The following is a 13,256-nucleotide window of genomic DNA, read 5'->3' as shown; positions in this document are numbered from 1 at the left end:
ACGCGTCGCCGACGCACCCTCATATGCGGATCGGGTATGTGAATTCCGTTGATGTTCATTGTCGGTTCGGTGAACGTGCGACCAGAAGGCAGTTGTGCGGGTGGTGGTGCGGGATTAGAGTCGGCCGCCGTGCTCGGAGTGGCCGGCGGGGGTCGGTAACCCGGGCCTGAGGGAAGGGAATTCCGTCGTGACCGATACCGAGATATCCGCCGCCGATCCCGCGATGCCCGACAGGAACGAAGGACTCGACATCCCCGACGGGGTCGAGTTACTCGCCTCGCTCAGCCCCGACTTCGTCGCCGACCCGTACACCGCCTTCGCGCGGCTGCGCGAGCGCGGTCCGGTGCACCAGGTGATCACGCCCGACAGGGGGCTGGTGTGGCTCGTGGTCGGGTACGAGGCCGCGCGCGAGGCCTTCGGCTCCCCGCACCTCAGCCGGGACTGGCAGCGCGACTACCGGCAGCCCGGCTGGGAGCCGCCGTACGCCCTGAACATGCTCGGCAACTCCAACATGCTGATGAGCGACCCGCCCCACCACACCCGGCTGCGGAAGCTCGTGTCGCAGGAGTTCACGGCCCGGCGCGTCGAGGGGATGCGGCAGCGCGTCCAGGAGATCACCGACGAGCTGCTGGACGCCATGACGGCGGACGGAGCACGCAGTGCCGAGATCATCGAGGCGTTCGCCTCCCCGCTCCCCATGATCGTCATCGCCGAACTGCTCGGCGTCCCTAACCTGGACCGCGCTTCCTTCCACGCCTGGTCGAACGAGACCCTCGCGCCCACCAGCCCCGAGGCGGAGAAGGAGGCGTACGAGCAGATCATGCCGTATCTCGCCGGCCTCATCGCCGCGAAGCGGGAGAACCCCGGGGAGGACCTGCTCAGCGCCCTCGTCCACACGGTCGACGAGGGCGGCGACCGGCTCACCGAGGAGGAGCTGGTCTCACTGGCCTTCCTGCTGCTCGTCGCCGGGCACGAGACGACGGTCAACACCATCGGCAACGCGGTGCGCGCGCTCTTCGACCACCCCGACCAGCTGGCGGCCGTCCTGGCCGATCCGCCGGGCCTCGCGGCAGGACTGGTGGAGGAGACGCTCCGCTACGACGGGCCGGTGGCGACCACCACGCCGCGCATCGCCCTGGAGGACACCGAGATCGGCGGCGTCCAGGTGCCGCGCGGTGCCATCGTGCTGATCGCCATGGCCGGCGCGGACCACGACCCGGAGCGCTTCCCCGACCCGGAGCGCTTCGACGTACGGCGCAGCGACGCCCGGAGCAACCTCTCCTTCGGGCACGGCATCCACTTCTGCCTGGGCGCCCCCCTCGCCCGCCTCGAGGGCGAGGTCGCACTGCGCACCCTCCTGGAGCGCTGCCCGGACCTGGCCGCGAACGGGGAACCCGGGGAGTGGCTCCCGGGAATGCTGATCCGCGGAAGGCGGGAACTGCCGGTCCGGTGGTGACACACCCACCGCGGGCGGCCCCGTGACGGCGGCCGGTGGAGCGACCCCTTGTCCGACCGGCGCTCCACCGCCGCCGCGGCCCTGCCGGCCGAATCCCCCGGCTCAGGCGTCCTTCTTCACCGGCTCCAGGATCGCCACGCACTCGACATGGTGGGTCATCGGGAAGATGTGGAGTCAAGAACAGGTTAAAGAAAACCGCAGCTCAGCGGCTTACGTGGCACACAAACCAGACTCAAGATCAACGTGCATTACGGGCGCTACGAGCGCTACGTGCGACTCTCGACGCACGCCGCAGCATCCGCAGGGACTCCCAGGCTCGCCTCCAATGGGGCGGTACCGCCACTGTCATCAAGGTCTGACTGCTGCTGCAGCCGTCCGGCCGAAGTGCCGATGAGGGCTCGGAACGGGGCACACATACGGAGACCGCCTCCCTCGCGGAATCTCGCAGTGCACCTCGTGTCGAGCTCCCCGCAAGTCCCCGAGCGGCGGGAGTCGCGCCTTCCGTAGACGGTCTCCCGGCATCGAGTTCCCCTGGGGCATCGCCCGTCGGCGATGCCCCAATCGGCTGGACGCCTCTCGGTACGGCTCATGTGGGGACGTCTGGACTGTGATCTCGCTTGTACCGAGTCCGCTGACCCGGAACACTCGGGTGCGCATCTGGATGGTTGACGAGGGGGCGGGCATGGTGCGGGCCTGGACAGTACGGGGTGGACAGTCAGGGGAACGGGAGCAGGCCGCGCTCTCCGAGGGGCTGGCGATCGTGGGCTGGGAGGAGCTCGGCGACCTCAGCGACTGCTCTTCATCCGACGAACATCGGTGATCTGCTGGCCAAGGCGTACCCCGGTGAGGCGGTTGGCACCATCGATAACTGGAAGCGCCAGCTCTGGCGCTTCATCGCAATGGAGATCGGCGACTACGTCGTCATGCCACGCAAGCATCTGTCGGTCGTGGCTTTGGGCCTGCTGACCGGACCGTACGAGTACCGGGCCGCGGCGCCGCCTGACTTCCGACACGTGAGGAGGACGGACTGGGTACGCCCGGCCCTGGAGCGAGCTGCTGTTCGGGGTGATCTGCGGGACAGCATGGGGGCCTTCCTCACGGTCAGCGAGTTGAGTCGGCGCGACGCCGCGGTACGCGTGCAGGCTCTCGCAGAGACGGGTACCGACCCGGGCTACGTGGGTGACGGCGAGCCACCCAACGGCCCGCAGGACTTGGTGAGCGATGTCCGGGAAAGCGGCACCAGGCAGTTGACCGCCCGTGACCTGATCGGCTTGTGGGGGTGGAAGCGGCGAACCTCCGACGTCATCGACTTGGTGGACCAGAACCTCGCGGAGCTCGGTCTCCGGGTGGATCCTCACTTCAACGACGTGCAGTTGGACGGCCTCGTCACCGTGTCCGCGGCAGGATTCACCGGCCTTGGGGAAGGCATCCATGATCAGGTCCGAGGGGACGAGCAGCAGGCGCATTCGAAAGTCGATGGCCCGCGTGACCGTGATCTGACCTGGCGGATCGGCAACCTTCCCTTCGTTCGTGAGGTTGTGACGGTCCGGATGGGCGATGCGCTGAGCCAGGTGATCACCCCGATGATCGAGAGCGACTTCTCCCAGCTTCCGGTCGTAGACCACAACAACGTGCTACGTGGGGTCGTCACCTGGGAGGGAATCGCAAGGGCGCAGCTGGGCGGCAGGACTGCCACGGTGGCCAACGCCCTGGATCCGCATCCCGAGACCGCTCGGGTGGAACATGCCCTTTTCGACCGGATGGACCGCATCCAGCAGAGTGGCTTCACAATCATCGTGGATGGCGAAAACGCGGTGATCGGGATTCTGACCTCGACCGACCTCGCAGGGCAGCTGAAGCAGCGCATCGAACCGTTCATTCTCTTGGAGGAGCTGGAACGGCGGCTGCGCCGCCTGATCAGGCACTTTTCCACCGACGAGCTGCCGAGGGAGATCCGCAGGACGATGGAGCGCGGTCAGCATCTCAGCCTCGGCCAGTACGTCTTCCTGGTGGAGGACGCCCGCTGCTGGAACAAACTGCGGTGGCCCTTCGAGCAACAGGACATCAGTCGGCGGCTGGCCACCGTGCGGGACTACCGCAACGACCTTGCCCACTGGGCGGTGGACGCGCCTGCTGAGGATGCCGCGGCTCTGGCCGCTACGGGCGGGTTGCTCAAGCTCCTGAAGCTCGTGGATCACGACCCAGCCGTCTGACGCCTTTCCCGGCAGGCTCGGGGCCCCACGGTGAACGCGTGGGGCCGTCAGTCCGCTCCTCGTCAGGCGAGTGGCGGCGGGGTACTTACCGGAATCCGCGCCGGTGGCCCGCACCGAGTCATCTCACACCCGGGGGTCACGGCCGGCGCCGCGTAGTGGGGGCCGGTGGCCTGCCGTCAGGGCCTCTCTTCGACTCGGTGGCGATATCGTGCAGCGCGTCGAGCGGGCACAGCAGGACAGCGACCGGCGATCGTGGAGAAGAAGGCCAACCCGTACGCCCTCGCGGTAGCCCTGCTCACCCACCTGCGCGAGATCCACTCCCGCAAGGGAACCAGCGGTGCTTTCGAGGACCGGGCGGCGCCCCGTGCGCGGCCGCCGCGGTCAGCCGTCCCTGATGCGCCGCTTCGACGCCGCCGACCTGCCCAACCCCTGAAGCGAGGAGGTGGGGCTTCCGCTCACCTGGGTGGGACAAGAGGTGCGAGGAAGCGGCTCGGCTCGCCGTGCCAGGTGATGGCGAGCGCGTCGCGGGCGCGGGTCGCCGCGACGAAGAGCAGCGACCGGGCGCGGTGCAGTTCTCGCCGGTGGCGGCTCGGATCCGTGTGCTCCCAGGCGTCGACAGAGGCCCGGGGTACAAGCCCCTCGGCCGCTCCGGCGATGATCAGGCAGCGGTATTCCAGTCCCTTGAAGCGGTACATAGTGCCGATGTGGACGCCTTGGTCGCCCCGCGGCCCGTCCTGGGTGATCTCCGAAGGTGTGATCCCGCTGCGCGCGAGTCGGTCGGCGAGCTGGGTGACCATGTCGTTGGTCGGGACGCAGATCGCCATGGCCTCCCGGGGCACGTCGTGCCAGGCCCGCAACTGCTCCACGACGAGGTCCATCTCCTCGTCCCAGCTCCGTGCTCCGCGGAGCGAGGGTTCCTCGCCGTGGAGGACAGAGCGGTAGCCGGCGAGCGTGTCGGTGTCACCGTCGAGGTCGTCGTAGTCGGCGTCGCCCAGGACCCGGATGGCGTCACGCAGGATCTCCCGGGTCGTGCGGTAGCTGAGGGTCAGCCGGGAGGACCTGCCGCGGATGTGGACGCCGAGGCTGCCGAGGGTGACCTGGTTGTCGTAGATCCGCTGGTGCGTGTCTCCGACGAGGAAGATGTCGTCGGGCTCGGACGGCACCATGGCGCGCAGCATCTTCCAGTGGGCGGCACTGAGATCCTGCGCCTCGTCGACCACGATGTGCCGGTATCGGTAGCGCAGCCAGGCCCCGGAGCCGGCCTCGAAATGGAGGTTGTGCAGGCCGCCCCGCTCGTCGCGTTCCTCCGCACGCCGGTCGATGCGGGACTTGCGCGCCATCTCCAGTCGTGCGGCCCGCTCGGCGACCTGGCGGTGGGTCTCCAGACCCTTGGTCTCCAGTCGTTGGGTGAAGCGCTCGGCCAGCTGCCAGATGCCGGCGCGTTCGGCGCGGGTGACACTGCGGCCCCGCCCCGCTCGGCGAGCGGTGAAGTAGTCGCTCCGGGAGGTCACGGCCTGGCCGAGGATGACCTGGTTCCACTCGTCGCTGAGGAACTCGGCGTTCCAGCGGGTCTCCCCGGTCTCCACCAGCAGTTCCCGCCACTCGCGTAGGGCCGACGTGTCGTCGACCCGCCGTTTCGCGTTGCCCGGGTCGGCTTCGCTGACGATGCGGGTGGCGAGCTGGTCGACATGGGCGATGTCGACGCGCGCCAGGAGGTCGGGTCCGCCGAGGGAGAGCAGCCTGGCCCGCAGGTCCGCGGCGAGGTTCCGGTTGAAGGTGGTGAGGAGGACGGGCTTGGTGTGACCGGGGGGAAGCTGGCCCACCAGATGACAGACGCGATGGAGGGCCACGATCGTCTTGCCGGTTCCCGGCCCGCCGCCGACCCGGGTGGGACCGGAGTACCGCCGTCGGACCAGTTTCTCCTGGGTGGGGTGAAGGAAGATCTTCCAGCGGCCGAAGTCGCCCTCCTCCAGGATGCTCTGGAGGGATTCGTCATCGGTGATCACCACGGTCTGGGAGCGGTCGACGGCCGCCTGCCAGTCGTCGGCGTCGAGGTTCCGCTCGGGCTCGGCCACCGCGACGGGCGCGGTCACCTGCTCCATGACCTCTTCGTAGGGGACGCCGTCGCGCAGCCGGAGGAGGACCTCCCCGGTGTGGCGAGGCGCGTACTCGGCGAGGCCGAGCAGTTCGTCGTCCGTGGTGAGCTTCCGGACGATGGGGATGAGGGGCTCGGTGACGCCGAGGTCCGCGAGCTGCCGGTCGGTGTAGGCGCCGAAGAGCGGCTCCTCCGGCGGCTGCGATCCGACCGGTTCAGGGGCGGGAGCCGAGGGCGGCGCCGACACGAGCGCGGGCGCCGCGGGCGGTGTGAGACCGCGGCGCAGCAGGCTCTCCTCGACGACCTGGAGGTCGACGTACTCGATGGCGCCGGTGATGTGGTTGATGCCGTAGTTGAACCGGTCCAGGTTCTTGTGGACATGCCCGCGGTGCTTGACCGAGACGAGCAGCCAGTCGTCACCGTCGAGGCGGATCATCAGCGCCCGCCACTCCCGGTTGACACGCGCCGACCAGAGGCGGTCGTGGCCCTCCAGCTGCTTAAGGCGGAACCCGCCGGCGTCGGGATTGCGGCGGAAGTCGTGCTGGAACTTGTAGAACGCCCCGAGGACCGCGCGGTCCAGCTTGACGATCTCCTTGTCCGCCTTGTCGAGCAGGCGCAGGGTCACGCCTGTCCGCGGCGTGCTGGTGACCGTCATCGCTCGTTCTCCCCGTGGTCGTTCGTGGTTCCGTCCGCGTCACCTCGCGCCAGCGTGGCGAGTTCGTCGGCATCCCATTCCGTCGCGGTGCGAACCTGCCAGCCCGCGTCGCGGTAGGCCGCGTCCCGTTGTTCCGCATCGATGTCCCGGCTGCTCCCGGGATCCGGGCGGTGTGCGAGGACGACGCCCACCCGCTGGGCGGGCCAGGCGAGTTCGGCGGGCCAGGCGGCTGCTCCCAGCTCGTAGCCCGCCTCGGGAGCGGAAACGCCCCGGTCGGCGAGCGCTCCGGCGAGCGCGTCGAGCCCCGGCTCCTCGACGAGGAACTCGATGACCTCGTCCCAGCCGGGATCACGGACGAGCGCGGCGGCCGCAGGCCCCTGTCGGTCCACCGACGGCCCGGGGGCCTCCGGTGCCGGCGCGTGCGCGCGCCGCTGGGAGGTGAGCCATCCGGCTCCGCCGGTGACCGCCAGTTCGGCCGGGTCGAATCCGGGCAGCATGCCGGTCGTGAGCTGGACCCCGTCGCCCTCCCCCGCGTCGAGGAACTGGATCAGGTTGCTCCAGTAGAGCCACGCCTGCCAGCGCCTGCGATGGGCGGTCTCGTCGGACGCGACCGTGTCGGGGCTGTCGTCGAGGACGGTCAGCGCCGACCAGACCGCTCCGCTCTGCCCCCTGCGCAGATCGAGCGCGATGGTGAGCGGGCATCCCGAGGCGTCCCGGGTCGCCATGACCTGGACCGCTCCCTGCCCTCCCGCCAGCCGTCGCCCGTGCAGCGCCTCACTGATCCTGCGCCCGGTCTCCGCGCCGTCGGCCAGCGCCCGGCTGGTCGCCGAGACGGCCGCGAAGCCGGCGAGGGCGCTCTGGACGCGGCGCCGCCAGGCCTCCGGGTCCGGGTCGGTGAGGTATCCGATCAGCGTCTCGACCGGGTTGGCCCACACCAGGCGCGTCAGGTCGCGGGTGTCGCCCGCGTGCATGCGCCGATGGACGTCCATGGCCGTCTTCTGCGCGGTGTTCGGGTACGGCTTCCACACCGGGTCGGCCTGCGGTACGGAACGTCCCGTCCAGGCCTGTACGTCGTCCCAGGTGAGCTGGAAGACCTGCCACCCGTCGGCGCGCAGCCGGGTGCGCTTCGCCGCGTCCTCCTCGGCGGTGAGGTGACCGGGGCTCGCGTGGTAGCGGTAGCCGTCGAGGTAGACGGCCACCCTGCGGTCGTCGTCGGTGCTGCGGAAGACCACGTCCGGCCGGGTGAAGCCGAGCGGTGTCTGGGTCTCCATCTCCCAGCCGCGGACGGTCCCGTCGGGCGCGGTGAAGCGCAGGTTGGTGTCCCTGGTGCCGTCGGCGGTGAGCGCGGTGCGGACGCTGACGTCGTCCATGCGGTCGGCCCATTCCAGCAGCCCGCGCCGGAAGAGGGCCTCCAGCTCGCTTTCCACCTGGTGCACAAGAGTGATGTCCCGGGTGGTGGCCACCGGTTCGGTGCTCCAGCGGTCCGCCGTGCGGCCGAACAGCTCGCCGAGCATGTCGAGGGCGTGCTCGCGGCTCACGAGCTCGTACTCGCCGTCGGTGACGTGGCGGAGCAGACAGCGGTGGCAGGCGGGCCGCCCCTCGCCCCCGCACACGCAGGTCTCGATCACCTGCCGTGCGTCCTCCAGGACGCCCCGCAGACCGTCGCGGCCGGCGAGGCGGTGCAGGTACCCGGTGCCACCGGGCAGCGTGTCGTACAGGACGAGGAAGTGGCGGCGGAGTGGGCTCTCGCCGCCTTCCTCGGGCATGGAGTCGGTAACGACCGCGAGGTGGTCGGGGTCGCCGCCGTAGCTGCGGGCGATCCCTGCCAGCAGCAGCGCCTTGAAGGACGCGAGCCGTTCCTTGGTGTGGGCGGTGACGGCCGGGATGAGGATGCGCAGGGCGTCGGTGCGCAGCTCGTGGGCGAGCAGCACTCGTTCTCCTCGCCGCGCGATGTCGGCTGCTGCCCGGCGCCGGGGGCACCAGGGCCGGTGGTACCGGGCGTGGGCCGTCGCGTCGGAGGCGTCGTAGGCGGTGGGGCCACCGTCCGGGTCGGCGAAGCCGCACGCGTCGCAGACCCAGAACGGGTTGAGGCGGACCTCCTGCCCGGCGAAGGTGGAGTCGGTGCCGCCGTCGACGCGCGTGGCTCCGACGTTGATGTGCCGGATCCGCGCCTGGCGGGTGAACTCCCATCCGAAGGTGGCGTGTTCGTGCTTCCATGCCTGTTCGATGTCGCGCGCGTCGATGTCGACGGCCGGGACGATCGTGTAGTGCCGCCTCTCGCGCTCGTCGCTGTCGTCGCGTACGCGGACGTCGTCGCGTTCGTCGCGGGAGGTGACGCGGCGCGGTACGAGGACCTTGTGCAGGCAGCCGATGTCGCCGATGGCCGCGGACCGGCAGCGGGGGCACGGGGAGGGATCGCCTTCGGCGCGGTGGGTGCGGATGTGGCCGCAGTCGGGGCAGACGCGCCACCAGAGCCAGGCCGGGCGTCCGAGGCTGCCGATGTCGAGGCCGGTGACGCGGTGCTTGTATCCCTGGACGTAGTAGTGGTTGCCGGGGGCGAACTCGGAGAGGGCGAGGCGGGCGGGGCGGCTGTGGCGCAGGGTCTTGCTGTGGTTGGTGCGGGCCTCGTCGGCGGCCTTCTCCGTCCAGGTGAGCGTGGCCTCCAGCTCGGTGGTCGAGTCGATCAGGCTGTAGTTCGGCAGCAGGCCGAGGTCGACGAGGGCCCCGTGTGCGGTGGTGCGGCTGATCTCCCGGGACACGCGTGCCACGTCCCGGCGCTCGGCCCGCAGTTCACGTCCCTGCCGCTCGTGGTCGGGATCGCCTGCGACGAGCAGCCCGTGGGCCCGGTCGATGGCTTCGGTCCGGCGCTGGAGTTCGGCGCGGCGGTCCTCCCAGCGCCTGCACGCGGTGTCGAGGGCGGCACCGAGTCCGTCCTCGCCGGGGTCGGTCGCGTACGTGACGAGGGCGGCGCGGGCCTGGGGGCTGACTCCGGTGCCCCGGCTCTCGTCGTAGGGAGGGAACAGGTCGAGGAAGCCCTGCACGAGCCGTGCGCCGGTGGCGAGCGCGGCTTCGGCGAACTCGACCTGCCAGGCCGAGGTGCCGAACAGTTCGGTGGCGCGTCCGGGCAGGGGCCGCAGGGGTGTCCCGTCGGGAGCGGTCAGCCGTCCGGCGCCGGCGAGGTCGAGGAGGTGGGCCAGGTACTGGCGTCGCAGGATCTCGGCTGCGGACAGGTAGCAGCCGGGGGGCAAGACCTCTCCGGCGATCATGAGCCGGGGGTCTTCGAGGTAGTAGCGGTCGCGGGGACCGCGGTCGACCATGGTGAGCAGGTAGGCGTTGCCGGTGGAGCGCCCCGCCCGGCCCACCCGCTGGATGTAGTTGGCCGGTCCCTTCGGCAGCGAGGCGAGGACGACGGCCGACAGGTCGCCGATGTCGATGCCGAGTTCGAGGGTGGGGGTGCAGGACAGCACCTGCGGGTTGGCGTAGTGGACGCGGGTGCCCTCGCGGAACGCCTTCTCCACCGCCTCCCGCTTGGCGCGGCTGAGGGTGCCGGTGTGCTCGGCGGTGTTGATGGTGAAGACGCCGGCCTCGCGGTACATGCGGCGGTAGAAGTCGTCCGTGAAGTCCCGCTGCCGCAGTCCGCTGTCGAGGTCGCGTCCGGTGCCGAGGGTGCCGCCGCACCGGTAGCGGGGGCACGGCTGCCCGTGCCACTGGTCGGCGAGGTCGGGGTGGATGGTCTGTTCCCAGAAGCACCGGGGGCAGTGCGCGGTGGCGTCGGGCAGCGTGTCGTCGGCGAGGGCCCGGACCTGGATGTGGCCGGGCTGGAGTCCGTAGACACGGGTGGCGCCGTCGAGTGCCGTGCGCGCGGAGACGACGCCCGTGTCGGCGAGCGCGGGCAGCAGCCGGGTCAGGAAGACCCCGGCCGCCTCGGGGCGCAGTCCGAGGGAGCGCACGGCCCAGTCCTGGTACCAGCCGAGCCGGCCGGTGAGGACGTCGAAGTCCTCGCTGCCCTGTTTGGGCGCGCCCAGCAGGAAGGCGGGGGCGGAGACGCCGCGGGGGAAGGCCGGCATCCCGGTCTCCCGCCCGCCCCAGATGGCCCACCGGCGCACGCCGGCCTGGTCCAGCCAGGGGTCCAGCCAGGCGTGCCGGACGGCTCCGCGGATCCGCATCCGCTCCAGCAGCCCCCGCACGAATCCGGTGTACCGGTCGGGTCCGGGCGCCGAGCCGTCGGGCAGCGCGATCTCTCCGGGGGTGGTGAGGAGGGTCTCCCGTACGAGGTCGGCGACGGCATCCGGGTCCTGGAGGGGCACGTCGGCGGCGACGGTGCGGGTGAGTTCCAGGGTGCGGCCCTGCCGGGAGCGGAGGCCGAACTCCATGACGGTGGCGAACGCCAGGCGTTGCGCGATCAGTTCCCAGGTGGCGCGGGACCCGCGGCTGCGTCCGGAGAGCAGTGTGTCCACGCCCCGGACGAGGTGGAGGTCCGGCGGGATGACGGCGGCCTGCACCGCCTTGCTGTCGACGACGTCCGCGATGAGGTCGGCGGCGAGGTCGTTCAGGGTGACCGGTTCGTCCTCGCCGATGCGGCTGGCGAGCAGGGCGCGCAGGGAGAAGGTGTACGAGCGGCTGGCGACGTATCCGGCGCGGTGGGCGGCGTCCTGGACGGAGTCGTTGAAGAGGAGGGTCTTGTCCTCTCCCAGGTTCTTGTCCAGTTCACCGCTGGTGAAGAGCTGGGTGACGGCGGCGGCGGCGAGCGCGGCGAGGCCGGTGCCGAGGTAACGGATGGAGTTGAAGGTGCGGCAGGCCGGGCACTGGTCGCGTTCGGCCGCCCGGTCACCGTCGAGGTCGGCGTGGACGAAGGCGGCGTTGTGCAGGGGTTTGGGCCTGCTCGTTCCGTCGCCGTCCTCGGGGGCGGTGAAATCGATTTCGGGCGCGAGCGGCCGGAGCTGTCCTCCCGTGCCTTCCAGGACCATGACGGCGGGACCGCCGCGCCGGCGGTCCGGTCCGGCGGCGAAGGCGGCCTCGTGCACCTCCCGGGGGGTCGCGGCGATCATGTTGCGCACCCGGCGCTTATCGCGGCCGACGGAGGCCCGGCGGATCTTCGTGGCGTTCAGGTCGAGGTGGGTCGGGTCGACCTCCGGCGAGTACGCGGCCCAGCCGGAGCGTCCGCATTCCCGGCAGAACACGGCGGGCAGGAAGACCTGGGCCGGCGGCGGCGCGCTGTCGTCGGCCGGGGCGGGGGCCTGCCCGGCGGCGTCGAGCGGCACGGACGGGCCTTCCCCGTCGTACGGGGACGGCCTGGCCTCGGAGGTCCGGCCCGCGCGGGCCAGCGCGCCGCCGGAGGTCACCCGTTCGTCGTCCCAGCGGAACTCGGCGCGTGCGGCGCTGATGCCGCGCAGCACACGGGAGACGGAGCGGACCCAGTGGTGGATCTCGACGGACAGCAGGGGCCGCCCGGGGTGCTCCGGGTCGCGGGCGTACGACAGGAGGGCGAGGTAGCGGGCGAGAGCACGGGCGGCGAGGCCCGGCCGCTGCTGTACGGCCATGCCCCAGTGGTAGGCGTAGCGGGGCAGCACCTCGGTGATCTCGGCGAGGGTCCTGGGGGTGCCGTCGAGGATCTCCAGGACGGCGGAGGTGAGCCGGTGCCGGCGCAGGACGGCTCCGAGTTCCTCGGGGGTGGGTCCGCTCAGGCCCGTGAAGGCCGCGATGAGGTCGTCCATGACGCCCGGGTCGCGGGTGGGGTCGCCGAGGGCGTCGACCTCCTGGGGCGAGGGGAACGGCAGGGAGAAGTCGCTCTTGCCGGTGAAGTCCTTCACCGAGCGGCGGTCCTCGCCGACGACCGCGTCGGGCGGGAACGGCACGCCGAAGACCTGCTCGGCGACCTCCAGCATGCCGGGTCGCCCTGCCTCGCCCCGCCTGGCCGCCGCGGAACCGCTGTCGTCGGGACCGCTCTCGCCGAGGGTGGCGGAGGTGGCGACGGGGCAGACCGGTCCCAGGGGCCGGCCGGGTTCGGCCAGGCCGGTGACCGATCCGAGGCGGCGCAGCAGCATGGCGACGTCCGTGCCCTGGGCGCCGTCGTAGGTGTGGAACTCGTCGAGCACGACGTACGCGAGCGGGGAGTCCTGCCACAGCCGCTGGTCCTCGGGCCGCTGGAGGAGCAGGTCGAGCATCTTGTAGTTGGTGATCAGGATGTCCGGCCGGGTGCGGCGGATCTCGTCCCGGTCGACGGCGATCGCCGGGTTGGCCTGCTTGAACTCCTGCGACGGCTTGTCACCGATGTAGAGCGCGGCCCGCACGCCGGCGTCGCGCAGCCGGGTGTCCTTCGGGTCGTCGAGACGCTTGCCGATCCGGTGGGCCTGGTCGGTGGCGAGGGCGTTCATGGGGTAGAGCAGGATCGCCTTGACGCCCTCCCGGCCGGCCTCGCGCTCCCGGAGGCAGTGGTCGAGGACCGGGACCAGGAACGACTCGGTCTTGCCCGATCCGGTTCCGGTGGTGACGAGGGTGGGCCGCGCCGGGCCGTGCAGGGTGGACAGCCGCTCCCAGGCGCGCTCCTGATGGCGGTACGGGGTGAGGTTCGGGTGCCAGGCCAGGTGCCGCTTCCAGTCCTCGCCCTCGGCGGTCCTGAACGGCGTGCGGACGCGGAGGTAGGGGCCGCGGAAGATGCCGTCCTCGGCGTCGCCTAGGAAGCCCTCCAGGGCGCGGCGGGTGGACTCGTCGGCCAGCGCGTACGTCGTCGCGAGGTACTGGCTCAGACTGGCCCGTACCTGGTCGGCGGCGAGGGTGGGACGCACGCGCGGTTCCTCCTTGGTGCGGATGGTGCTGGTGGAGCCGGTGAGTGGCCGG

4 protein-coding genes are annotated in these 13,256 nt (G+C 71.2%); 2 read left to right on the top strand and 2 right to left on the bottom strand.

Annotated elements, in window-relative coordinates; all coding sequences use genetic code 11:
• Window positions 1-187 precede the first annotated feature (187 nt).
• Both AMK27_RS14090 and AMK27_RS14085 read left to right on the top strand, forming a co-directional pair.
• Window positions 188-1,456 (top strand): cytochrome P450 family protein, encoded by a 1,269-nt coding sequence (locus AMK27_RS14090; RefSeq protein ID WP_308189884.1) that lies wholly within the window; start codon window positions 188-190, stop codon window positions 1,454-1,456.
• Between the two features lie 899 nt (window positions 1,457-2,355).
• Entirely contained in the window at window positions 2,356-3,669 is a 1,314-nt protein-coding gene (locus tag AMK27_RS14085) for a CBS domain-containing protein (RefSeq protein ID WP_073906450.1), read from the top strand.
• Window positions 3,670-4,124: 455 nt separating this feature from the next.
• Here the strand turns inward: AMK27_RS14085 and AMK27_RS14080 are convergent, their stop codons facing one another.
• Both AMK27_RS14080 and AMK27_RS14075 read right to left on the bottom strand, forming a co-directional pair.
• Window positions 4,125-6,419, bottom strand: a complete 2,295-nt coding sequence (locus tag AMK27_RS14080) for a UvrD-helicase domain-containing protein (RefSeq protein ID WP_073906448.1) — start codon at window positions 6,417-6,419, stop codon at window positions 4,125-4,127.
• On the bottom strand, window positions 6,416-13,204 hold the full coding sequence (locus tag AMK27_RS14075) for a DEAD/DEAH box helicase (RefSeq protein WP_073906446.1): 6,789 nt from the start codon (window positions 13,202-13,204) through the stop codon (window positions 6,416-6,418). Before AMK27_RS14075 ends, AMK27_RS14080 begins: the two co-directional genes overlap by 4 nt.
• Between the last annotated feature and the right edge of the window lie 52 nt (window positions 13,205-13,256).

Origin of the sequence: Streptomyces sp. CB02009 (assembly GCF_001905825.1) — a bacterium.
GTDB lineage: Bacteria > Actinomycetota > Actinomycetes > Streptomycetales > Streptomycetaceae > Streptomyces.
This window is presented reverse-complemented; position numbering and strand designations above follow the sequence as displayed.